The sequence below is a fragment of the Streptomyces sp. TLI_55 genome (assembly GCF_900206255.1).
Taxonomy (GTDB): domain Bacteria; phylum Actinomycetota; class Actinomycetes; order Streptomycetales; family Streptomycetaceae; genus Streptomyces; species Streptomyces aquilus.
In genome coordinates, this window is the sequence record NZ_OAOJ01000001.1 from 9,313,784 (window position 1) to 9,336,795 (window position 23,012).

Annotated in this window: 19 protein-coding genes and 3 pseudogenes; 10 read left to right on the forward strand and 12 right to left on the reverse strand. The window is 70.0% G+C overall.

Annotation, left to right across the window (positions count from 1 at the left end):
- Positions 1-72 precede the first annotated feature (72 nt).
- Together CRP56_RS42580 and CRP56_RS42585 are read right to left on the reverse strand one after the other, a co-directional pair.
- Positions 73-669 carry an NADPH-dependent F420 reductase gene (locus CRP56_RS42580; RefSeq protein ID WP_097273436.1) on the reverse strand — a complete coding sequence of 199 codons (597 nt, stop codon included), beginning with the start codon at positions 667-669 and terminating at the stop codon, positions 73-75.
- A gap of 42 nt (positions 670-711) precedes the next feature.
- Positions 712-1,530: an inositol monophosphatase family protein gene (locus CRP56_RS42585; RefSeq protein WP_097273438.1), complete on the reverse strand. Its 819-nt coding sequence runs from the start codon at positions 1,528-1,530 to the stop codon at positions 712-714.
- Positions 1,531-1,667: 137 nt separating this feature from the next.
- On the opposite strand from CRP56_RS42585, the gene CRP56_RS42590 reads away from it, so the two are divergent.
- Positions 1,668-2,576: a LysR family transcriptional regulator gene (locus CRP56_RS42590; RefSeq protein ID WP_097273440.1), complete on the forward strand. Its 909-nt coding sequence runs from the start codon at positions 1,668-1,670 to the stop codon at positions 2,574-2,576.
- A 78-nt stretch (positions 2,577-2,654) separates the two neighbouring features.
- On the opposite strand, the gene CRP56_RS47860 is transcribed toward CRP56_RS42590, so the two are convergent.
- Entirely contained in the window at positions 2,655-2,825 is a 171-nt protein-coding gene (locus CRP56_RS47860) for a hypothetical protein (RefSeq protein WP_179851267.1), read from the reverse strand.
- Between the two features lie 47 nt (positions 2,826-2,872).
- Here CRP56_RS47860 and CRP56_RS42595 point away from each other — a divergent pair.
- From CRP56_RS42595 to CRP56_RS42620, 5 genes and pseudogenes are all read left to right on the forward strand, one after another.
- Positions 2,873-3,865 (forward strand): annotated as a pseudogene (locus CRP56_RS42595) (RHS repeat domain-containing protein); the annotation flags it as partial.
- Between the two features lie 395 nt (positions 3,866-4,260).
- Positions 4,261-4,532, forward strand: a pseudogene (locus CRP56_RS48795) (ISAzo13 family transposase); the annotation flags it as partial.
- Positions 4,533-5,038: 506 nt separating this feature from the next.
- The gene (locus CRP56_RS42610) at positions 5,039-5,335 is read left to right on the forward strand and encodes a YciI family protein (protein ID WP_257041798.1); all 297 of its coding nucleotides are present in this window, start codon (positions 5,039-5,041) and stop codon (positions 5,333-5,335) included.
- Between the two features lie 92 nt (positions 5,336-5,427).
- The gene (locus CRP56_RS42615; RefSeq protein WP_097275064.1) at positions 5,428-5,811 is read left to right on the forward strand and encodes a cupin domain-containing protein; all 384 of its coding nucleotides are present in this window, start codon (positions 5,428-5,430) and stop codon (positions 5,809-5,811) included.
- Positions 5,778-6,125: a DNA-3-methyladenine glycosylase I gene (locus CRP56_RS42620; RefSeq protein ID WP_097273444.1), complete on the forward strand. Its 348-nt coding sequence runs from the start codon at positions 5,778-5,780 to the stop codon at positions 6,123-6,125. The genes CRP56_RS42615 and CRP56_RS42620 overlap by 34 nt, the downstream gene beginning before the upstream one ends.
- A 409-nt stretch (positions 6,126-6,534) precedes the next feature.
- Here CRP56_RS42620 and CRP56_RS47870 read toward each other — a convergent pair whose 3' ends face one another.
- The 4 genes and pseudogenes from CRP56_RS47870 to CRP56_RS42640 all read right to left on the reverse strand — a co-directional run bounded on the left by CRP56_RS47870 (position 6,535) and on the right by CRP56_RS42640 (position 10,641).
- Positions 6,535-6,888 (reverse strand): NADAR family protein, encoded by a 354-nt coding sequence (locus CRP56_RS47870; protein ID WP_257042091.1) that lies wholly within the window; start codon positions 6,886-6,888, stop codon positions 6,535-6,537.
- Positions 6,871-7,567, reverse strand: a pseudogene (locus CRP56_RS42630) (transposase); the annotation flags it as partial. The gene CRP56_RS47870 and the pseudogene CRP56_RS42630, both read right to left, overlap by 18 nt.
- Positions 7,568-8,128: 561 nt before the next feature.
- Entirely contained in the window at positions 8,129-9,526 is a 1,398-nt protein-coding gene (locus CRP56_RS42635) for a dicarboxylate/amino acid:cation symporter (protein WP_097273449.1), read from the reverse strand.
- Positions 9,523-10,641, reverse strand: a complete 1,119-nt coding sequence (locus CRP56_RS42640; protein ID WP_097273451.1) for a PrpF domain-containing protein — start codon at positions 10,639-10,641, stop codon at positions 9,523-9,525. Before CRP56_RS42640 ends, CRP56_RS42635 begins: the two co-directional genes overlap by 4 nt.
- A gap of 145 nt (positions 10,642-10,786) precedes the next feature.
- Here CRP56_RS42640 and CRP56_RS42645 point away from each other — a divergent pair, with 145 nt between their 5' ends.
- The gene (locus CRP56_RS42645) at positions 10,787-11,692 is read left to right on the forward strand and encodes a LysR family transcriptional regulator (protein WP_097273453.1); all 906 of its coding nucleotides are present in this window, start codon (positions 10,787-10,789) and stop codon (positions 11,690-11,692) included.
- A gap of 305 nt (positions 11,693-11,997) precedes the next feature.
- Here the strand turns inward: CRP56_RS42645 and CRP56_RS42650 are convergent, their stop codons facing one another.
- Positions 11,998-12,903 carry a LysR family transcriptional regulator gene (locus CRP56_RS42650; protein ID WP_097273455.1) on the reverse strand — a complete coding sequence of 302 codons (906 nt, stop codon included), beginning with the start codon at positions 12,901-12,903 and terminating at the stop codon, positions 11,998-12,000.
- A 243-nt stretch (positions 12,904-13,146) separates the two neighbouring features.
- Here CRP56_RS42650 and tcuA point away from each other — a divergent pair, with 243 nt between their 5' ends.
- Positions 13,147-14,619, forward strand: a complete 1,473-nt coding sequence (tcuA, locus tag CRP56_RS42655; RefSeq protein ID WP_097273457.1) for an FAD-dependent tricarballylate dehydrogenase TcuA — start codon at positions 13,147-13,149, stop codon at positions 14,617-14,619.
- Positions 14,620-15,331: 712 nt separating this feature from the next.
- On the opposite strand, the gene CRP56_RS42665 is transcribed toward tcuA, so the two are convergent.
- The 3 genes from CRP56_RS42665 to CRP56_RS42675 all read right to left on the reverse strand — a co-directional run bounded on the left by CRP56_RS42665 (position 15,332) and on the right by CRP56_RS42675 (position 19,042).
- The gene (locus tag CRP56_RS42665; RefSeq protein WP_097273460.1) at positions 15,332-15,778 is read right to left on the reverse strand and encodes a MarR family winged helix-turn-helix transcriptional regulator; all 447 of its coding nucleotides are present in this window, start codon (positions 15,776-15,778) and stop codon (positions 15,332-15,334) included.
- 61 nt (positions 15,779-15,839) lie between these two features.
- A complete protein-coding gene (locus CRP56_RS42670; protein WP_097273462.1) occupies positions 15,840-17,540 on the reverse strand; it encodes a thiamine pyrophosphate-binding protein in 1,701 nt (566 codons plus the stop codon).
- Between the two features lie 44 nt (positions 17,541-17,584).
- Entirely contained in the window at positions 17,585-19,042 is a 1,458-nt protein-coding gene (locus CRP56_RS42675; protein ID WP_097273464.1) for a benzaldehyde dehydrogenase, read from the reverse strand.
- Between the two features lie 160 nt (positions 19,043-19,202).
- On the opposite strand from CRP56_RS42675, the gene CRP56_RS42680 reads away from it, so the two are divergent.
- Together CRP56_RS42680 and CRP56_RS42685 are read left to right on the forward strand one after the other, a co-directional pair.
- A complete protein-coding gene (locus tag CRP56_RS42680) occupies positions 19,203-19,673 on the forward strand; it encodes a VOC family protein (RefSeq protein WP_179851269.1) in 471 nt (156 codons plus the stop codon).
- Complete coding sequence (locus tag CRP56_RS42685) at positions 19,670-20,434, forward strand: glucose 1-dehydrogenase (RefSeq protein WP_097273468.1); 765 nt, start codon at positions 19,670-19,672, stop codon at positions 20,432-20,434. Before CRP56_RS42680 ends, CRP56_RS42685 begins: the two co-directional genes overlap by 4 nt.
- A 348-nt stretch (positions 20,435-20,782) precedes the next feature.
- Here the strand turns inward: CRP56_RS42685 and CRP56_RS42690 are convergent, their stop codons facing one another.
- Complete coding sequence (locus CRP56_RS42690) at positions 20,783-23,008, reverse strand: MMPL family transporter (protein ID WP_097273470.1); 2,226 nt, start codon at positions 23,006-23,008, stop codon at positions 20,783-20,785.
- Positions 23,009-23,012 lie beyond the last annotated feature (4 nt).

Below are 23,012 nucleotides of genomic sequence, written 5' to 3' on the forward strand. Positions count from 1 at the left end.
CTCGATGGTGGTCGGCCGGCGGCGTATCCGTGCTGGGTGTGGGATCGCCGACGGCCGCGCATTGTGGCTGGGTCAGCGGGCGATCGCGATGGCGAAGGGCGCGAATCCGCCGGACCGGATCACGTGCGGGACGAACAGAATCGCGGCCTCGGTGGCGCGGGCCGTTTGGATCCCGCCGAGATCAGTGATCCATTCCTTGTGCCAGCCGAGGCTGATCAGCAGTTCTCGGACGGTCTGCTTGGCCTGCGGGTCGTCACCGGAGAGGAAGGCGGTGGGTGGCTGGGTGAGCATGGCGGGTGCGGTCATCACGGGGAAGAGCATGGTGTTGAGTGTCTTGACGACACGTGTTTCGGGGAGCGCTTCCTGGAGCTGTTCGGCGAGGCTTGAGCCGGGGTGGATCAGGTCGGCGGGCAGTCCGTCCGGTCCGTCGACGGTGGCGTTGGAGACGTCGACGAGGATCGTGTCGCGCAGTTCTTCGCGCAGGTAGACGAGCCGTTCCAACGAGCCGGCGCCCGGGGTGGCGTTGATGACGATCTGGGCTGTGCGGGCGGCGTCGGCGGCGGCGCCGGGCGTGCGGTCCGCCACGGTCACCTCATGCCCTGCCCGGGTGAGGGATTGGGCAAGGTTGCTGCCTACGCGGCCGTTTCCGAGCACTGCGATCGTGGTCATGATGATGTGGTCCTTCCGTGGATGTCGGGCTGTGGTGCGCGGTCAGCGCGAGAGCGTGGCGACGGCCTCGGCGTGGACGCCGGGCGCGGCGGCCAGGAAACTCCCGCTCTGCGGGGTCCAGGGACGGCCTTCGGCGTCGGAGATCTGACCGCCGGCCTCAGTGACGAGCAACGCACCGGGCAGCAGGTCCGCTCGGGCACCGGCGAACTGCCAGAAGGCATCGATCCGGCCGGCGGCCACGTTCAGCAGGTGCAGGGTCGCGGGCACGGCGGTGCGCACGACGAGCGCGTCGAAGAGCATGGCGGTGATCGAGGAGCCGACGCGCCGTACGACCTTCTCGTCCTCGTCCGGCCGGGCCTGGCTGGTGGCCACGATGCCCAGGCCGAGGTCGGCGGTGGGGGAGACGTGCAGTGGCCGGCCGTCGAGGTGTGCGCCGGCGCCGGCCAGCGCGGTGTAGGTTTCGCCGGTCAACGGCAGGTGGGCCGCGGTGAGCACCGGCTGGTTGTCCCGCACGAGGGTGGCGGTCACCGCCCACTCGGTAAGCGCGTGCAGGTGGTTGACGTTGCCTTCGGCCGGATCCACGACCCACCATTCGCCGGGCGGCAGTGCCCCGCCGTCCAGTTCGTCCTCCACCCAGCCGGCGTCCGGGCGCAGGTGCGTGAGGCGGGGGCGCAGGATGTCGAGGGCCGCGTCGTCGTTGGCGGCGAGCGCGCGCATCAACTCCTCCCGGCTCTGGTAACGGACCACTTCACCGAAGCGCTCGCGCAGCGCCGAACCGGCCGCGCGCACGGCGATCGCGGTCTGGGTGAGCAGGTCGGCGTCGGAGGCGGTGACGTCAGAGTTCCGAATTATTTCGGACATGGCGAACTCCCTTATGAGAAAGCGGCGTTGGGATCATTCAGGTCGATCTGCGCGCTGTTTTCCGCGCTCTGTTCTCGAAGATATAGAGCCCATGGATTAACTTCAAATGCATGTCAAGTACGGCTAGGATTACTGGCATGCAATTGGATTTGAATCTGCTGGCCGCGCTCGACGCGCTGCTGGAGGAGGGCAGCGTGGCCGGGGCGGCAGCACGCATGCATGTCACCGCCCCTGCGATGAGCCGGAGCCTGGGCCGAATTCGGCGCACGACCGGGGATCAGATCCTGGTGCGCACGGGACGGACGATGACTCCGACGCCGTACGCGATCGCCGTCCGGGAGCAGGTGCATGAGCTGCTGCACCAGGTCCAAGGGGTGCTGGCACCGAGCCGTGACATCGATCTTGCCTCGTTGGAGCGCACGTTCACACTTCGCTGGCACGATTCGCTGGTCGCCCTGAGCGGCCCCGCATTGCTCGCGGCCGTGCGGGAAGAGGCACCGGGCGTGCGGCTGCGCTTCATCGCGGAGTCGAGCATCGACACCCCCGAGTTGCGACGCGGCGAGGTCGACCTGGAAGCGAACGCCAACCGCCCTGGCGCACCGGACATCCGCGCCGAGAACGTGGGCGAGACCCGCCTCGTCATCGTCGTGAGAAAGGGACACCCCCTCACCCGCGTCAAGACCGTCACCGCGAAGCGGTACGCCGCCGCGGAGCACGTCACCGTCTCGCGAAGGGGAAGGCTCAGCAATGCCCTCGACGACGCCCTCGCGCAGCTCGGCCTCACCCGCCGCGTGGTGGCGACCGCGCCCACGGAGGCTGCGGCGCTCGAGTTCGCACGGGCCTCCGACCTCCTGCTCAGCGTCCCCGAAGCCACCACACGGTCAGCAGTCGCCGACCTCGGCCTGGTCGCTCTCCCTCTCCCGCTCGAACTGCCTTCGGCACCGGTGTACCTGTCATGGCATCAGCGCTACGACAACGACCATGCCCACGCCTGGCTGCGTGGGCTGGCGCGGACGGCGCTGGCTGTGGGCGGGGCGGCGCTGTAACTGCGACATCTGACCGCGTACCAGGAGGTGGGACGCCGACAGGATGAGGGCCTCTCGGGGCAGAGTCTGGAGGGCCAGTCAGCGTGGACGGTCACGGAAGCTCTGGGTAGCCCACGCTGCGACCGAGGACCAGCACAACAGGACCGCGGCGGGCAGCGGAGCGAGAACCCATGGGTTGCTCTCGCCGCTCATGAGGTCGACAGCGCCGCCGGACAGATAGAAGGTGACGGCGGCCAGTAGCACCGTCATGGCCACGTCCGCCGTCCACGACCCGGCGTGGGTGAAGCGACGTCCACGCCCCGGCCGGCGGTCAGGCCACGGCCGTGGTGACCGACGTCCTGGGCCGGACGTCCGAACGCCGTGAGTACGGCGGCCCGCAGCCGACTGGGCAGGACTTCACCACGACCGGGTTCGGCTACACGCCCTCCGGACAGCAGAAGACCGTAACCGGCCCCGACCAGACCTCGTGGTCCTACACCTACGACCTGTTTGGCCGCCAGACCGGCGTGACCGACCCGGACCGGGGGCACCACGACCACCCACTACGACACCCTGGACCAGGCGGACAGGACGCTGGACTCGGAGAACCGCAAGGTCCTGTACGAGTACGACGACCTGGGGCGCCGGACCGGCATGTGGCAGACCGACAAGACGCACGCCAACAAGCTCGCCGCTTGGACGTTCGACACGCTGGCCAAGGGCCAGCAGGACACCGCGGTGCGCTACGACGGCGGGGCGGCCGGAAAGGCGTACACCCAGAAAGTGACCGCCTACGACAGCCTCTTCCAGGTCACCAGCAGCCAGCTGATCCTGCCCGACACCGATGCGCTGGTGTCGGCGGGTGTACCCAAGACGCTGTCGTTCAGCACCGGTTACAACCTGGACGGCACGGTCAGCCAGCAGGGCGCCCCGGCGGTCGGCGGGCTCGCCGCCGAGACGGTCTCGTACACCTACGACTCCACCGGCCACCAGCTCACCTCGAAGGGCACCACCGGCTATCTGCAGGGTGCCGCATTCTCCCCGCAGGGCGATCTGCGGCAGCTCACCCTCGGCACGGACGGCACCAGTTCGGCGAAGAAGGCGTATCTGAACTGGGAGACTACGAGACCGGCACCCGTCGGCTAACCCGGTCGTACGTCACCGATGACGTGCACGGCTTCATGCCGCAGGAGCTGAGGTACACCCGGGACGACGCGGGCAACGTCACCTCGATCTTCGACGCCACCACCCAGGGCGGCACCACGAAGGCTGACTTCCAGTGCTTTGCGTACGACGGCCACCGCCGGCTGCACCGGCGGCGGCGCGGTCGCGGGGCCGGGCGATGCCTACAGCAGTGCCGGCAATGGGTACACCGGTGGCTATCCGGTGGCGCCCGGAGCGGTGTCAGGCGAGGGAGACGGTAAGAACGCGGTCCTGGTGAAGGAACTCGGACTGATCGTCTGCGGCTGGATCCCCGTCCTGGGCGCGGGCTGTGACGCCTACGGTTTCTGCCGTTCTTCGGTGACCTCGCCAAGTTCCCGCACCAGCTGAAGCATCTGGACGACGCCCTGGAGGCTGCCGAGGCGGCGAGCAAGGGCGCCAACAAGGCCGAGAAGGTCGTGCGCAGTCTGGACGACCCGGAGTCGCTGCGCGGGGCGACGGCGGGAGAACTGGAGAAGCTGCTGGCCGGCAAGGAGCGGATTCCACCGCAGTCCAGATCGGCGACGCGGAGATGGCGCCCCTGCCAGTGACCGACACGCCTTCCACGGCGACTGGAACTATGCCCTGCACCCACAGCCCTGCCCAGCCATCCCAGCACCCCGGGCTCCGCACAAGCCGACCCCGGAGTGGGACCACGCTTTCCTGTCTGACCCCGCCCTCACCGGCATGTCCCGGCAGAAACTGAGCGAACTCACCGACACTTTGGCCCTCCGCGGCGACGTCAAGCGCGGCCGCCCGCCCCAGCCCGCCTTCCCCATCGGCGACTTCCTGACCACCCACACCCCTGCCGACAGCAGGCTCTAGCTCGCCGCCGCCCTCACCGAACGCGACCGGGACCTGATCGACCGCATGCTGGAGCGAAGGCTCCCCGTGACCACCACCGCCACCGACCCGGCCAGGCCCGGGCTGATCGACCCCGCCCCGGACACCGGTCCTGACCCAGCAGCTCGCCCGCGTCGTCCACGTCCTGGAGCTCGAAGGCAACGCGCTGAGGAAGGTGAACAGCGCTCCGGAGCAGGACCTAGCCGCGCGCCGGGGCGTCACTGACGTGGCCACGCGCCGCCCTGGCCGGGACTGAGCCGCAGAAACCGGCCAGGGGCTGATCAGCGTGCAGACCCGGACAGTACTGCGGCCGCGTCTCCCATCCGAGCCGTGCTCGCCTTCAGCCAGGGCGTGGCCGTCATGGCCAACGCCTTCCACGACGAGGCGTTCATCCAGCGCGAAGTCGACCGGATGCGCCAGTGGCTGCAAACCTACGAGAGATGAGAGAAAGCATGTTCGTGGTCCTGCTCCGGTTCTCCGGCAACAAGGTCGGCGCCGCCCAGCACATGGCCGGCCATCAGGAGTGGATCAAGCGCGGGCTGGACGACGGGGTCTTCCTGCTGGTCGGCAGCATCCAGCCGGGCCTCGGCGGCGCGGTCCTCGCGCACAACACCTCGCCCGAGGAACTGCACAAGCGCGTCGGCGAGGACCCGTTCGTCGCCCAGGACGTCGTCACTGCGGAGATCATCGAGGTCGCGCCGGGCATGGCGGACGAGCGGCTGAGCTTCCTGCTGTGACGACACCGTTCCCCGGATGCGCCCCGCTGCGCGAAGTGGTCGACTCGAAAGGGTGGGACGTCTCGGAGTCATCACGGAGAGGAGCCACAGCGATGCCAAAAGTATCCAAACTGTCCGCGACGAAGGTCCAGGAATTCGGACCGGTGACCGACCGCCGCGAGGAGATGAACGGCTATACCGTCGAATTCGTGTCCTTCGCAGCCGACGCCGACCTTGACGATCCGCTGCAGGCGTTGCCCGGCGGGGCCTGCCAGTGTCCGCACTGGGGCTACGTCATCGCCGGACGTGTGCGCTTCACCTCCGGGGACCAGGAGGAGGTGTACGAGGCCGGTGACGCGTTCTACCAGCCGCCGGGACACCGGCCGTACGTGGACGCCGGCACCGAGCTGCTGCAGTTCAGTCCGACCGAGGAACTCGCCAGGACCGAGCGGGCGATCGAGGAGTGGATGAGCCGTCAGCAGGGCGGTACGCCGTAGGCCCGGCCGTCGCCCGGTTCGACCAGCGCGGCGTTGAGCGCCTCCTGGGCGACGCCGGCATCGTCCGGCACCGCGGCAAGATCGAGGCGGTGATCAACAACGCCCGTCTGGCCGAGGACCTCATCGAGCGCGAGGGGTCGCTGGCGGCGTTCGTCTGGCACTACGAACCCGACGCCGCCGACCTGGCCGAACCGCAGACCGCCTCGACCTCACCCGCCTCGGTCGCCCTGTCGAAGGACCTCAAGAAGCGCGGCTGGAAGTTCGTCGGGCCCACCACGGTGTTCGCGCCCCAGGTGCTGGTGAGCGTCTCGTAGTCGTTGCCGTCGTCGTCCGTGCCGGTGATCTCGGCCTGTTCCTTGGTGGGCAGGCATACGAGTGTCCATCCGGTGAGGTGTGCCGTCCATCCGGCTGCGCACAGCCGGGAACCGCACGCAGCCGCTGCGAGAGTTCCTCGATCGCCGGGCAGCCGTGTGGGGCGGTCACGGGATGGTTGCCCGCCTGGAAGAAGCCTCCCTCGCAGGTCTGCAGCCAGGCGCCTCCTCGTGCTGTTCCTTGCTCAAGCAGGGCTTCAACTCGACGTCCAGGGAGGCCTGGTGGCTGCCCGACTCCGAGTACAACAGCGGAAATCCCGGATCACAGTCAAGGCCCGCCGGACAGCAGACGGTGAACAAAAACTCCTCCGACGTGGGCTTGCCCTGCGGCACGACCGCTTGGCTCAGTCGGTCACGGAGCGCGGCGGCGTGAAGGCGGAGGTCGCGTGGATCGCTCGCCATCGTGGCGGAGCCTCAGCGGCCACGTACGGCTGTCTCCGTCGTGGGCTTCGGCGCGTTCGGTGCGGAGTCGGCTGCGGGTGCGCATCAGGATCTTCCCGAGCATGTTCTTGCCGTTGCCGCTTCTGCCTTGGCCCCAGTAGTGATCGGTAGTGGTGTCCTCGACGATCTCTTCGTCATCGGTGGACAGCAGAATCTGGCGGATGTCGTCGTGTGCACGGAACTTGGTCGCCACTGCGCGGCGCATGACGTCGTCCTTGACCCGCTCCCAGTCCCTGCGCAGGAGTTTGGAGGCGTCGCGGATCAGCGTCTGGTGTCCCCGCCGCAGGTGTCTGGGGAGTTGGGCCAGGGCGAGCTGGGCGGTTTCGATGTGGTCGGCGGCGGTGTTGGAGCCAGCGTTGCCGGGGCGCAGCAGGGCAGCCACCGGCTCTCCGGACCCGGCCTGGCCGCGGTCGACGAACGCGACGAGCGGATGATGGCCGAAGGTCTTCTTCCAGGTCGCGGTGGCGTCCTGCTTCTCGGAGTGCGCGAGGACGAGGACACCGTCGATGTCCACGATCACGCTGCCGTCGGCGGCCGGGCCGTTCGTCCCGGCCAGCTCCCAGACCCGGGTGCGTACTTCGGCTCGGGCCGCGCGGATCGCGGTGAGGGCCTTCGGCCCGGCTGCGGCGAGGGCGTCGACGAGCTGGGAGACCGTGGGGTCGGATGTCACCGGGCCGAACACGTCGGGCTCGGCCCGGTGACATGGCGACGTCGGCGAGGCAGTCCCCGCCGAGAGCTGTTGCGAGCGCGACATCCAGCAGGACTTTGCCCGGGTCGTGCACCGTCCGCGGCTTGCGGCAGGGCGCCATTGCCGCCGATATCGCGGTGTCCAGACCCACCTTGCGGACCGTAGCGACGAGCAGCACGGCCCCGGCCTGCGAGACCGCCCCGTGGCCGTCGCCCTCGACGCGGACACGCGGGTACCACCCGACACGCTTGCTCACCTGGAGAGTGCTTCAGCATTCCGGCGCCGACCGGGCGGGCGGCACGACGCGCGTACAACCCCGAGGGTCAGGTGTTGCAACCACCTCTAGAACCCAGGTCGCCCTGAGTGGAGCCAAATGACGCCGCCCTAGCCAGCCAACGCTGCTGGCATGGAGACGAACGACCCCACCAACCTCCGACACCCTTCAGCCCGTCTGCGACGGGCTGAGCATGCTGCCCGACGCGCCGGAGGGCAACGTGTGGCCGCAGACCGTCGTGCAGCGATCGTGGTCCATCTGATCCGCCAGAGCCTGCGATCCCGCTCGCGGCGGGACTGGCCCGAGGCGGCGACACCGTTCATCGTGGTCGACCCCATCCTCAAGAACGCCGTCGGCAAGATCGACAAACCCTCGTTGCTGGCCGCCCGCGCCGCGGCTCTGTCATCCCATCGACCACGAGCAGATGCTCGGTCATTCATCGCGGGCTCGTCATCTTCGAACCGGCGCCGAGTACGACGCCCTGCTGAGACGTGGGCAGGCCGACCCGAAGCAGACACTCCAGGCCGGCCCGCCCACGCACTGTCAGTTCGCGGCGGGGACGGGGTCGTGGGTTGGTGCGGGCGTCTCCTTCGGACCGGGCTCGGTTGTCACCGCGGAGAGAGCGGGCGTGGGGGCGTAGGGGATCTCTCCTCGCAGGACGGCCCTGGCGCGGTCCTCGTCGAGTTCGCCCTCCCAGCGGGCGACGGCCAGGGTGGCGACGCCGTTGCCGACCAGACTGGTCAGGGCGCGGGCTTCGGACATGAACCGGTCGATGCCGAAGATCAGCGCGAGGGCGGCGACGGGGACGTGCGGGATGGCGCTGAGGGTGGCGGCCAGGGCGATGAAGCCGGAGCCGGTGACGCCTGCGGCGCCCTTGGAGGTGAGCAGCATGACGGCGAGCATGGTCAGCTGCTGGGTGAGGCTGAGGTCGATGCCGAGAGCCTGGGCGAGGAAGACCGAGCCCATGGTCAGGTAGATGGCGGTGCCGTCGAGGTTGAAGGAGTACCCGGCGGGCAGCGTGATGCCGACGACGGGTTTCGAGGCGCCCGCGTGCTGGAGTTTGGCCATCATGCGCGGCAGGACGGGCTCGGTGGAGGAGGTGCCCAGGACGATCAGCAGTTCTTCCTTGATGTAGCGCAGGAAGGGCAGCAGCCGCAGTCCGTTCAGGCGCATCACGGTCCCGAGGACGACCAGGACGAAGAAGAGGGCGGTCAGCCAGAACGAGCCGACCAGCAGGGCGAGATGGCGCAGGGTCCCCAGGCCGTAGTTGCCGATGGTGAAGGCCATCGAGCCGAACGCGCCGATGGGGGCGAGCCGCATGATCCAGCGGATGAGCGTGAACAGGACGGTGGAGAACTTTTCGATGCCCCGGGCGATGCCCAGGCCCGCCTCCCCACTGGCGTGCAGTCCGAAGCCGAACAGCACCGACACCAGCAGCACCGGCAGGATCTCGTTGCCGGTCAGGGCGCTGACCAGGGTGGCCGGGATGATGGCGAGGATGAACTCGGCGAAGCCCTCGTGGGCCGTGGTCGCCTCTGGTGGCAGGCCCTTGGTGGACAGGGTCGAGACATCGACGTGCAGACCGCTGCCCGGCTTGACGATGTTGACGACGACGAGGCCGATCACCATGGCCACGGTGGTCAGCACCTCGAAATAGATCAGAGCCTTGAGGCTCACGCGGCCGACCGCGCGGAGGTTGCCCATGGAGGCGATGCCGTGGACGACCGTGCAGAAGATGATCGGTGCGATGAACATCTTCACCAGCGCGATGAAGCCGTCGCCGAGCGGCTTGAGTTCAGCGCCGACGGACGGCCACAGCCCGCCCAGAGCCGCGCCGAGGAGGACGCCGATCAGGCACTGGATGTACAGGTGGGACAGCATGCGGCGGATGCGGCCAGGTGGTGCGGTGACGGTACCCGGGGCGGCGACGTTGCGGCTCATGCGGGGCGTCCTTCCAGGACGGGAACGAGGAGTTCGGCTCGGGCGATACGCCGGGCGGCGCGGTGCAGCAGCACCGTGGGGGACGCGCCGTCCGGTGCGGGGACGGCTCGGGTGGTGATCACGCCGGCGGGGGTGCCCAGGCGCAGTGTGCCGTCGGTGGTCTGCCGGGCGACGCGGTGGGCGAGGGTGCCGGGGGTGGCGGCGGCCGTGGCCAGGGCCACGGCTGAGGTCAGGCCGATCGCCGGGTGCGGCGCGTGCATGGAGACCATGCGCACGGCCAGGTCGTACTCGTCCTGGTTGACGAGTGTGCCCTGGGTGGTGCGATAGGGGGAGGGGCGGGCGACGATGCCCACCTTCGGCACCGCGTGGCTGACCGGATCGCTCTCGCGGGCCAGGCCCATGGCCAGCGCTGCCTGGCGGCGCAGCAGGGTCAGCGCGGGCACGGCGGTGGCGAATGTGGTGAGGGATTCGGTGCCGTCGAGGCCGAACGCCTTGGCCTCGAACAGCGCGGCCGGCGCGCCGGCGTCCACCAGGGATGCCTCGACGGGACCGTCCGGGCCGGTCAGCTCGTCCAGTGTCCGGCCGGTCGGCAGAGCGCTGCCGGTCGTCGAGCCCGCCGGGTCCTGGAACCCGAGCAGGACCGGCACGCCCGGCGCCGAGGTACCCGGCACCACGGCCGTGCCCTGCTCCGGGGCCACGCCCGCCGGGGTGGGGATCGTGCCGGTGAGGCGGGCGCCGGTGTTGACGTTGAGCATGCGGACGGTGGTGGTGTCCGACGCGGTGGGTACGAGACCGTGGTGGACGGCGTACAGGGCCACGGCGGTGGCGCAGTTGCCGCAGTTGCTGGCCCACTCCACGCGCTCGTCGCCGATGCCGACCTGTGCGAAGGCGTACTCGACGTCCACACCGGCCTTGGTCGATGCCTGGACGACGGCGGCCTTGGAGGTGGTGGAGGAGGCGCCGCCCACGCCGTCGATCTGACGGGGGTCGGCCGCGTTGAAAGCGGCGAGCAGCAGGGCATCGACGTCCACGCCCGTGGCGACCACGTCGCCGTGGTCGAAGATCCAGCACTTGCTGGTACCTCCGCGGATCATCTCGCCCTGCAGACGCAGCACAACAACTCCTCACAGCCAGGGAAGGGGAAGCCCGCCGGCGGTCTCGCCGTGCGTGGTGTCCTCCACGGTGAGTTACGGCAGCGTGAAGTACAATCTCGGAAATCTGCATGGCTATTAAGCTCAAGTGAACGCTGTAGGTGGTGGCATGCTCGACGTCCGGCGCATCCTGCTGTTCACGGAGGTCGCCCGGCGCGGCTCGGTGACCGCGACCGCCCGCGCCCTCAACTACACCCCGTCAGCGGTGTCGCAGCAGATCAGCCGCCTGGAAACGGAGGCAGGCCAGCCCCTGCTGGAACGTCACGCCCGGGGTGTCACCCTCACCGACGCCGGACGAGCGCTGGCCGAACGAGGGCAGCGGATCGCACGCGAACTGCAGGCCGCGAAAAACGAACTCGCCGACTACGCCGGCCTGCGCGCGGGCACCCTGCGCATAGGCACCTTCCCCACCGTCGGCGCCTCGCTCCTGCCGCAGGCCGTGATCGCCTTCCGGGACGCCCACCCCGACGTACGGCTGACCGTCCGCAGCGCCCGCATCGCCGGACTCTGGACCATGCTGGAGAACCGGGAGATCGAAATGTCCCTCATGTGGGACTACGACTGGAGCCGAATCGACCGGGAGGACATCGTCGTCACTCCACTCCTCGACGACCCGCCGGCCCTTCTCGTCAGCGACCACCATCCACTCGCCAACCGTGACACCGCCTCACTCGCCGACTTCGCCCACGACCCCTGGATCACCCGCGCCGACCATCACCCGGTGGCCGAAGCCCTCGTCCGCAGCTGCCGCGCCGTCGGCTTCGAGCCCCACATCGCCTACGAGGCCCACGACTACCAGGAAGCCCAGGCCATGGTCGCCGCCGGTATCGGCGTCGCCCTCGCCCCGACCCTGGCCCTGGAAGGCATCCGACGCGGCGTCAGCGTCCTGCCCCTCAAGGCGCCGGCCCCCATCCGCCGCATCCTTCTGGTCCGCATGGCCGACCACTCGCTCACCCCCGCCGCCCAGACCTTCGCCGCACTCCTCCGCGACGCCGCTGCGGCCCGAACCCTCTGACACCGAACCACGCTCACCCGTCATGGAACCGTCGCGCTCATCGCCGCCGATCCCGGATGCAGGCAGCCGGGTCATTCGCTCCGGGACACGACAACGCCGCCATCGCCAGGCAGTTACGTGTCAGCGTCCAGGACCGAGCTGAGTGCGGCACTGTTCGCAGTTGTCGAGCAGGTGCTGGCCAAGGGACGGGCGGCGCATCTCAACGGCGACGCCCGCGTCCGCTCGCGCATCTCGGCGGCCACGGGGCCCGGGCATGGCCCCGCAGGACGGCGGCGGTCACGGCAGTCACACCGCGGAGGGCCCGTCTATGAAGACAGCGCCCGGGCGGTCTCGATGAACAATTCCGTGATGGCCTTGGCTGACGGTGTCGGTGGGATGTCGCGCAGCCGGGTGAGCAGGATGCGGCGAACCGGGGCCGCGGGGCCCAGATCGACGGTGGTGACGTCATCCCGCAGGCTGGCCAGGGCGAACCTGGGGGCGAGCGTGATGCCCAGGCCGACCGCTGCCATGGCCTGGGCTTCCTGGTAGTCGTGTGCCCGGTAGGCGATCTTCGGCTCGAAGCCGGCGGCACGGCAGCTACGGGTGAGCAGCTCGGCGACCGGGTGATCGCCCCGGACGATCCAGTTCTCCTCGGCCAGCTCCTCGAAACCGGCGGAGTGCCGGGCGGCGAGCGGGTGGTTGGTGGCGACGACCAGGCAGGTGGGATCGTCCAGCAGATGGATGACATCGAGGTTGGTCTCGTCCAGGCGCCGCCACGGGTAGTCCCACATCAGGGACAGCTCGATCTCCCGGCTCTCCAGGATGTCCATCAGGCCGGCGTTGCGGTCGCTGTGCACGGCCAGCTCAACCTGCGGGTACCGGGTGCGAAAGGCGCGCACGACGCGGGGCAGCAGGGATGCGGCGATGGTGGGGAAGGTGCCGATGTGCAAGGTCCCGCTGTGCAGGCCCGCGATGTCGTCGAGGGATCGGCGTGCGGCCCGCAACTGGCGATCGATCCGTGCGGCATGCTCGACCAGAGTGCGGCCGGCCTCGGTGAGGGTGACGCCCCGGGGGTGCCGCGCGATCAGCGGCTGCCCGGCCTCCGCTTCCAGCCTGCTGATCTGCTGGGACACCGCCGAGGGCGTATAGCTCAGGGCGATCGAGGCCGCCGTGATGGAACCCCGGCGAGCCACTTCGGCCAGCACCAGCATGCGGCGTACGTCGAGGCTCATCCCAACCGCCTTAAGTATTCCTGAAAGCAACTTCAATTTCTTTCGATTGTACTGATGGTGCTGCGGGCGCATCGTCGTACTGGCCGGCAGGCGGGCCGCGCAGCCGGCGACCCCCGCTCACCGGGCCCTGGTGAAAGAGCCCCATGCTGCGGTCGCGTACGCACACAGCCCTGATCCGTACGCCCCAGCCCCGATAGGGACCTCCGATCCGGGCAATTGCTGTCCGAAACCTCTGGAGTACACATGAACGAGCAGTGGGACGTCGTCGTGGTCGGCGGCGGGAACGCCGGCTTCAGCGCGGCTCAGTCCGCCCGGCAGCAGGGAGCACGGGTGCTGCTGCTGGAGAAGGCCCCCCGCCGATGGGCGGGCGGCAACTCCTACTTCACCGCCGGGGCGATGCGCACCAGCCACGGCGGGCTCACCGACCTCACCTCGCTGGTCGAGCCACTTCCCTCGGACTGCGCAGGACGCGTCGACCTCGCCCCCTACACCGACGACGAGTTCCTCGCCGACCTGAACCGGGTGACACAGGGAAGGACCGACCCTGAACTCGCCCGGATCCTGGTCGGTGAATCCCGCGAGACGATGACCTGGCTGCGCAGCCTCGGCCTGCGATTCGAGCTCATGTTCCACCGGCAGGCTTACGAGGTGGAAGGGCGCTACCGGTTCTGGGGCGGACTGGCCGTCGGCGTGGTCGGCGGGGGCAAAGGAATGATCGACCAGCACCTTGCCGCCGCCGACCGCAGCGGCATCGAAGTCCGCTTCGACAGCCCTGTCACCGGTCTGGCCACTGGATCCGACGGCTCCGTCCGCGGCGTGATGCTCGCCGACGGGCAGCGCATCGCGGCCGACGGCGTGGTCCTCACCAGCGGCGGCTTCGAGGCCAACCCGCAGATGCGGGCCGGCTACTTGGGCGCGGGCTGGGACCTGGCCCTGGTGCGTGGAACCCCGCACAACACCGGCGACGGCATCCGCATGGCCCTGGCGGCCGGCGCGCAACCCTACGGCCACTGGAGCGGCTGCCACGCGGTGGCCTGGGACAGCCAAGCCGAAGCGACCGGCGACCGTGAGCTGACCAACCAACTCACGCGCGGCGGCTACCCGTTCGGCATCGTGGTCAACGCCGAGGGCCGCAGGTTCGTCGACGAGGGAGCGGACTTCCGCAACTACACATATGCCAAGTACGGTGCCGAGATCCTCAAGCAACCGGGAGGCGTCGCCTACCAGCTCTTCGACGCGACGTCCGCGCCGCTGCTGCGCCCCGAGGAGTACGCCTCGGCGGGCGTCACCAGGGTGGAGTCCGACACCGTGGAGGGCCTGGCCAAGGAACTCGGCATAGATGAGGGCCAGTTGGCGGAGACGGTTGAGCGGTTCAACGCCGCCGTGGTCCCCGGTCGCTTCGACCCGACGGCCAAGGACGGCTGCCGGACCGAGGGCATCACCCCTCCCAAGTCCAACTGGGCCCAGCCGCTGACCACTCCTCCGTACGTCGCCTTCCCGGTGACCTGCGGCATCACCTTCACCTTCGGCGGGCTGCGGATCGACGCCGACGCGCGCGTGCTGGATCTGAGCGGCCGCCCCGTCCCGGGGCTGTACGCGGCCGGCGAACTCGTCGGCGGGCTCTTCTGGTTCAACTACCCCGGTGGCTCTGGCCTCACCGCCGGTTCGGTGCTGGGCAGGCGCGCCGGGCACTCAGCAGCCTCCGGCACGCGTTGACGGCGCCCCAGCCGAATGACAGCTCACTGGACCATGTCCGCTGCACAACTCACCCGCGCATGAATGAAAGCCGTGCCAGAAGTCGCGCGGAACTCAAGGCAGTCGGCCGGCCAGAGTCGCTGGCCGGACGATCTCCGGTCCGAAGCGTCGGCGGGCGCGGCCGGCGGCGGCTTCCGCTGCGCGGGCGCGGTCGTTGCCGGGGCGTTCAGCAGGCCGAGGGTAGCTGTCGCGACCGCGAGTGAGTGATTGGCGGGCTCCGGAAGGGTGGGCGTGCGGCTGGTGAAGCTGCGGTCGGCCTACCGAACCGTGCGGGCGAGCCGACTGGTGATCTGCCGGTCGCCGCGCAGAGGTTGCCCAGTCTGGTCGGCGAGTCCCAGGACGGCACGGTGATGCCGTGCGGGATCGAGGCAGTCCCGTTCCAGCACCGCCCACCCCGACGAACGAGCAGATCCGATCTCGCCCTGACCAACCCGTGGTCGTCCGAGTCCATCCGCACCCCGTACACGACGTCTCGTCGTCAGGAGGGCCCGAGGATTCGGGGGCTCCGTCACCGGCTCCGCTGCGCTTCCAGGGGTCCAGCGGTGGCCAGTGGCGGGCCGTCTCCGGCAAGACCATTCGGGAGGCGATCAATCAGTCTTCCAGGCCGTGTTCGTTATGAGGCCGCCGTGCACATCGTCGGGGTCAACGGATGGCTGTCACCGACTTCGATCGTTCATATCTGCTGGCCGTGGTCATTTACCAGGGTGGTGAGCAGGTAGGTCAGTTGTTCGCGTTGTGCCGGCGACAGCGGGGCCAGCACCTCGTCTTCCACGTCGGCGAGCAGCTTGCCCAGTCTGAGCAGTTGCCGGCGGCCCGGTTCGGTCAGCGTGACCATGTTCCGTCGGCGGTCGGCAGGGTCGGGTGCGCGTTCGGTCAGACCCCGTTCTGTCAGTTCTTTGATGACCGCGACCAGGTCGCTGCGATAGATGCCAGTGCGCGAGCTCAGCTCTGCCTGGCTGGCGGGACCGAACTCGTCCAGCGTCGCGAGTACCGCGTAGTGCCATTTTCGGGCGTCCGCGCGAGCCAGCGCCTTGTTGACCCGACGATCGGAATGGATCGCGGCGCGGGACAGCGGCCGCGTGGGGGGACTGCGCAGCCGCTCGGTTACGGCTGATCTCAGCCCGAGCGCTGCTCACTCGATCGGGCGGTGCCCGCTTTGGAGGGTCTGAGGCTGGCGCCGATCAGTCGTCTTGCGGGTAGGTCGTGAAGTAGTGCTCCCTGGTCTGCGCGAGCCGGGTGCGCGCGACGGCGAAGTCCAGGACGGCGGGGCGGCCGGTCGCGTTCTCCGCGAGGGCGCGTTTCAGGGCGTCGGGTACGGCGGCCGGGTCGTCGACGCGTTCGCCGTACGCGCCGCAGGCCTCGGCCAGGCGGGCGAAGTCGGGCTGGAAGGAGAACTCGGTGTCCTGGATGCGGTTGCCGTAGGTGTGTTCCTGGAGGTCCCGGATGGAGCCGAGGGCGTCGTCGTTGAGCACGCACCACGTGACTGCGAGTCCGTACTGGGCGGCCATCGGCACGATGTTCATGACCATTTGGAACGAGCCGTCGCCGACGAAGCACAGGGCAGGCCGCTGCGGGTGGACCAGGCGGGCGGCGGGCAGGGCGGCGGCAGCGAACCCCATGCCGTAGAAGCTGGACGGGGTGATGACGGAGCGGGGTTGGTAGACGCGGAAGAAGGGGAACGCGCCGCCGATGTGCTGGGCGAGGGCGCCGACGTCGACGCCGAGGACGGTGTCGCGGGGGAAGACGGAGCGGGCGGTGCGGATGACGCGGGCGGGATGGATCGGGGTGCTGTCGTCGAGTGCCATGCGGTCGACGGCGGTGTCGAGGGCGGTGATGTCCTGGAGGAGGTGCTCCGTGCGGCCGGGGGAGGCGTGTGTGTCCTCGGGCAGGGCGGTGAGCAGTTGCTCCAGGACTCTCTTGATGTCGCCGGTGACGGGGACGTGGGCCGGGATGGCGCGGCCCAGTTCGGCCGGGTCGATGTCGACCTGGATGTAGGTGGCGTCGGGGGAGGGGAGGGCGGTGGGCTGCCAGTTGGTCTCCATCTCCTCGAAGCGGGTGCCGAGGCCGAGGACCACGTCCGCCTCGCCGAGCAGCCGTTTGGCGACCGGGTTGCGGTGGGCGCCGAGGCCACCGGCCGCGAGGGGGTGGTCGTCGGGGAGGCTGCCGCGTCCGGCGAGGCTGGTCAGTACGGGGGCCGACAGGCGTTCGGCCAGGGCGCGCAGTGCGTCGAAGGCGCCGGAGGAGGCGACTCCGCCACCCGCGACGAGGAGCGGGCTGCGGGCACGGGCGAGGGCCGCTGCCGCGGCGTCGACGGCCGGTTGGTCGGCGGCGGGCCGGGCGGGCGGGCCGACCGGCAGGTACGGCTTGTCGGGGACGTCGAGGGTCAGCAGGTCCCGCGGGATGTCGATCAGGACGGGGCCCGGCCTGCCGCCGCGGGCGCGGGCGAAGCCTTGCCGCAGGACGTCGGTGAGGAGGTCGGCCCGGTCGACCCGGACCGACCACTTGGTGACGGGGGCGAACACCTGGTCGGTGGCGACCTCCTGGCTGGCGCCCCGGTGCGCGGTCGCCGTGGCGCCGCGGCCTCCGAGCACGATCATGGGCAGGGCCCCGACGTATGCCTCCGCGACCGCGGTGAGGGTGTTGGTGACGCCCGGTCCGGCGGTGACCAGGACCGCTGCGGGCCGGCCGGTGAGCTGGGCGTACGCCGCCGCCATGGCCGCCGCGTGATGCTCATGGCGTACCAGGAAGCTGCTGATGCCGGGCGTGCGGTGGATGGCGTCGTAGAGGGGCAGAACATGGCCGCCCGGCATGCCGAAGACATGGCTGACGCCCTCGGCCCGCAGGGCATTGACGATGGCCTGACCGGCGTTGATCTCGCCCATGGCGGCGCGACTCCTGTTCTGTGATGCTGGTTGTGGGTGTCCGGTCAGAAGGGGTAGGGGGCGATCCGGGGCCGCACGGTCAGCCACTGGGTCTCGGTGAAGGCCTCGATGTTGGCCTCGGGGCCGCCGAAGCGTGACCCGGTACCGGAGGCGCCGACGCCGCCGAAGGGGGCGTTGGCCTCGTCGGAGACGGTCTGCTCGTTGATGTGGACGATGCCGCTGGGAACCGCGTCCGCGATGGCCATGGCGTCGCCGACGTCACCGAGGATGCCGAGGGAGAGTCCGTACTCGCTCTCGGACGCGAGAGCGATGGCCTCCTGCGTCGTGGCGAAGGGCACGACGGGCGCCACGGGGCCGAACACCTCGTCCGTCCAGGCGGGCATTGCCGGGGTCACGGCGGCCAGCACGGTCGGGGCGTAGAAGAGGTCCTGGTAGGTGCCGCCGGCGGCGAGCCGGGCGCCGGCGGCCACGGTCCGCCGCACGAGGTCGTCGACGCGCCCGAGCTGCCGGTCGTCGATGAGCGGGCCGAGCGCGACCTGACCGGACGCCGGGTCGCCGACGGGCAGGTGGGTGGCCTTGGCGGACAGGGCTTCCACGTAGGCGTCGTGCAGGCTTTCGTGGACCAGGTGGCGGCCGGTGGACATGCATATCTGGCCCTGGTGCATGAAGGAGCCGAAGGCGCCGGCGGAGGCGGCCAGCGCCAGGTCCGCGCCGGGCAGCACGATGAGGGCGTTGTTGCCGCCGAGTTCCAGGTGCGTGCGCTTGAGATGGCGGGCACCCAGCTCTCCGACCCGGCGGCCCGCCGCCGTGGATCCGGTGAAGGAGACGACGCGGACCTCGGGAGCGGTCACCACGGCCTCGCCCACGTCGGCGCCGCCGGGCAGTAGTTGGAGCAGTCCCTCCGGCAGACCGGCTTCCTCGAAGATCCGTACGAGGGCGACTCCGCCGCACACCGCCGTGCGCGGGTCGGGCTTGAGGAGTACCGCGTTGCCCAGCGCGAGGGCCGGGGCGACGGAACGGATGGACAGGATGACCGGGAAGTTGAAGGGTGCGATGACGCTGACCACGCCCGCCGGGCGGCGCCGGGCGAAGCTCCAGCGTGCCTCGTCGGACGGCAGCACGGTGCCGTGCGGATGGCTGGGCAGCGCGGCGGCCTCGTAGCACTCCTGGGCGGCGATGTGGGTCTCCAGCGCCGCCTTGGCGCGGATGGCGCCGCTCTCGCGGACGATCCAGTCCTGGATCTCCTCGGCGTGCGCCTCCCACAGCGCGCCGGCCCTGCGCAGGACGGCGGCCCGCTCCCCGGGCGGCCGGGCCGCCCACTGTGCCTGCGCGGCCGCCGCTCGGGCGGAGGCCTTGCGCGCGTCCTCCGCGTCGGCCAGCCCAATGACGCCGAGCCGGTCCCCGGTGGCGGGCTCGATGACCGGGGCGGTCCCGCCGGAACCGTCGGACCAGCCGCCGGTAAAGATCTTCTCAGTCCATGTGTCCGCGTTGAGAAGGCTCACGATGCACTCCCTGAAGTGATTAGACATCACACTATTGTCGAGTATCTGAAATTCGCAAGACCTGTGCCCAGATGGTCCTTCCACCTGCAGAAGCCTTGTTGCCGACATGGTCAGACTGCTTAGATATCTCAGATTGTTGACTACCTCGCAGGAGGCAGCGATGTGCTCGATGCACCCCACGGCGGCAGCGGCGCCCCACGCCTCGACCGCAACCACGACCCTCGACCACGTCGGACTGTCGGTCCGTGATCTCGACGCGGCCGTCGTCTTCTACACCAAGGCCCTCGCACTCACCGAGGAGTTCCGCTTCGAGGTCGAGGACCAGCGCATGCGTGTTGTGGTGCTGCGCGGCGCCGACGGCTACGCGGTGGAGCTCATGTCCCGCCCCGATTCGGTCCCCTCGCCCCCCGCGTCCGACCCGAACTCGGCCGTACTGCGCCAGGGTTACGGGCATTTCTGCCTTCGGGTGACCGACTTGGACGGCCTCTACGACCGAGTGCTCGCCGCGGGCGCCTCGGCGATCGTGCCACCGGGCCCGGCCCCCCACCCCGATGTCCGCTTCGGCTATCTCGCCGATCCTGAAGGCAACCTGATCGAGCTGATCCAGATTCGCGAGGGAGCAACGCTGTGACCGGCACACCGTTCATGGAGGGGAAGTCCGGACTGGTGACGGGCGGCGCCGGCGGTATCGGCCGGGCCAGCGCGCTCGCCTTCGCACGGGCGGGTGCCGCGGTGCTCGTCAGCGACCTGGAGAGCTGCCGGGAGGGCGGGGAGCAGACGGTCGAGCTGATCGGCAAGGAGGGCGGCCGCGCCGCCTTCGTTCCCTGCGACGTCACCCGCGAAGCGGACCAGGAACGGCTGGTCGCCGAAACCGTACGAGCTTACGGGAGGCTGGACTTCGCGCTGAACAACGCCGGCGTCGAGCACCAGGCGAGCCTCGTCGACATGGAGGCCGCCGACTTCGACCGGGTCATCGCCGTCAACCTCAAGGGCGTCTGGCTGGGGCTGAAGCACCAGATCCGGCAGATGCTCGCCCAGGGCGGCACCGGCGCGATCGTCAACACTTCCTCGCTGGCCGGGCTGGTGTCGCCGCCGCTGCTCGGAGCGTACGTGGCGAGCAAGCACGGTGTGCTCGGCCTCACCAAGACGGCCGCCGTGGAGTACGCGGAGTCCGGAATCCGGGTGAACGCCGTGTGTCCTGCCTCCATTCGCACACCGCTCATGGACGCGCTGACGGACGATCAGCTCGCCCAGTGGGTCAGCCGCATGGCCATCAAGCGGCTCGGTGAGCCGGAGGAGGTCGCGGCGGCGGTGGTGTGGCTCTGCTCGGACCAGGCGAGCTTCGTGACGGGGGTCGGTCTGCCGGTCGACGCGGGGGCGTCGGCGATGTGAACCCTCCGGCGGAGGAGGACGAGGCAAGTGCCGGGCGTGACCCGCGAGTTCGGTCCCCCGGCACTCTTGTGTCCGAACACCTCTGCGTGAGACACGTCGGGCCTGCGGCCTGGTGCCGCGGGCCCGACTCACGTATGTGCTGTCAGAAGCCGTTGCACGCCCTCCACACTGGCCGTGACCGGCGCCAGCCCCAGTGAGGCGACGATCTCCTGACACGACATCACCCTGTGTCTGTCTGACCGGCGTTCGGCAGTGGGGATTCGAGGTTCGCGGCGGCTGACCGCGCGAGGCCGCAGCCGGGAGCACCCGCTGACGCACCGTCATACTGCGCGTCAGCGGGTGTTCGGCTCAGACGTGGTCGAGCTGCCGGACCGGGTTGGTCGCCGGGGTGTTGGCGGTCGGTGTGGTAGCGGGCAGGCGGGCGCCTTCGATGTCGACGTCGGGCAGTACGCGGTCGAGCCAGCGGGGGAGCCACCAGGCACGGTGTCCGAGCAGGGCCATGACGGCGGGGACGATGGTCAGGCGGACGACGAAGGCGTCGAAGAGCACGCCGAAGGCGAGGGAAAAGGCGATCGACTTGATGACGGGGTCGTCGGTGAAGATGAACCCGCCGAAGACGACCATCATGATCAGTGCGGCGGCGACGACCACGCGTCCGCTCCTGGCCACGCCGTGGGCGACGGCTTCGCGGGCGTCGCCGGTGTGCTCGAAGTGTTCGCGCATGCGGCTGACCAGGAAGACCTCGTAGTCCATGGCGAGGCCGAAGAGCACTCCGACGAGCAGGACGGGGAGGAAGGCCACCACGGGTGCGGCGGCGGCGACTCCGAAGGCGTCGGTGAGGTTGCCGTCCTGGAAGACCCAGACGGCGAAGCCGAGGCTGGCCGCGGTGGAGAGCAGGAAGCCGAGTACGGCCTTGAGGGGGACCAGCAGTGACCGGAAGGCGATGGTCAGCAGGACGATGGCCAGGATGGTGATGATGGCGATGAACAGGGGCAGTGCGTCGGCCAGTTTGGCGGAGACGTCGATGGCGGTGGCGGTGGTGCCGGTGACGTACATGACGCCGCCGGCCTGGGTGACGGATTGCTTGTCGTTGTCGCGCATCCGGTGCACCAGGTCGGTGGTGGCCTGGTCGTCCGGTCCGGTTGTGGGGATGACGCTGAGGAGGGAGACCGTGCCGGCCTGGTTGGTCACCGGCGGGGCGACGGCGGCGACGCCGGTGTCGCCCCGCAGCGTGTCGGCCAGGTTGTCGAGGAGCGCGGTGCGCTGGGCGTCCGGGACGCGGGCGGTGTCGACGGCGACGGTGACGGTGGCGTTGTAGCCCGGCCCGAGTCCCTGGCCGAGCAGGTCGTAGCCGCGGTGTTGGGTGCTGGCGACGGGTTGGGTCTCGCTGCCGGGCAGGCCGAGACGCAGGTGGCCGACCGGCAGCGCGACGGTTCCGAGAGCCGCCAGGCAGACGAGCAGGGCGGCGACGGGCCGACGGGTGATCATGCGTGCCCAGGCCAGGCCCCACGCCCCGGCGGAGTCGGGACGTGCGCTCCGGGAGCGGCGCTGCTTGGCGCGGGGACGCAGCCGTTCACCGGCGAAGGCCAGCACGGCCGGCACCAGGGTGAGCGAGACCAGGACGGCGAGGAGCACGGTGAAGGCCGCGGCCAGGCCCATGACGGTCAGGAACGGGATGCCGGTGGCAGACAAGGCCGCCAGCGCAATGATCACCGTGAGGCCGGCGAACGCCACGGCGCTGCCCGCGGTGGCGGTGGCGCGACCGATCGAGTCCTGCACGTCGAGTTCGTCGTCACCCTGGCCGGCCAGCTGCTCGCGGTGGCGGGACACCAGAAACAGGGCGTAGTCGATGCCGACGGCCAGGCCGATCATCAGCGCCAGGGTGGTCGCGGTCTCGGTCATCTGGACGAAGCCGGCCACGAACTCGACGCCCAGAACGCCGATCGCCACTCCGACGAAGGCGGTGACCATGGGCAGCCCGGCCGCGACCAGCGACCCGAGGGCGAGGGCGAGTACGAGGAACGCGACGACGATCCCGATGATCTCGGCGGGGCCGCTCACCGAGACGGTCGGATCCATCGCCGAGCCGTCGTACTCGACCGTGAGGCCGGCGTCCCGGGCCGGTCCCATCGCCGAGGTCAGCGCATCGGTGGCGGACTTCGGCACCTCTCCTGCCGCCTTGGCGAACTGGACGTCGGCGAAGCCGATCGTGTGGTCGGCGGACATCGTCTGGCCCGTCACCGGGTCGGACACGGAGAGCACCCCGGGCACCGAGGCGGCGTTGTGCAGGCTCGTGGCGATCGCGGCCTGCTCCTTCCCGCCGAGCAGCGTGGCACCGGGTGGCGCGGCGAACACCACGCGCGCGTCGGCGCCGGCAGCTTCCGGAAACTCCTTCTTCAGCAGGTCCGTGGCCCGCTGCGCCTCGATCCCCGGCACGCTGAACTGTGTGGAGAGGTTCCCGTGGAGGGTGATCCCGAGCCCGCCCACCACCGCGAGCAGCAGCAGCCAGCCCGCCACCACCCAGCGCCGGCGGCGCGCCGCCCACCGGCCAAGTGCGTACAACTTTCCAGCCATGACT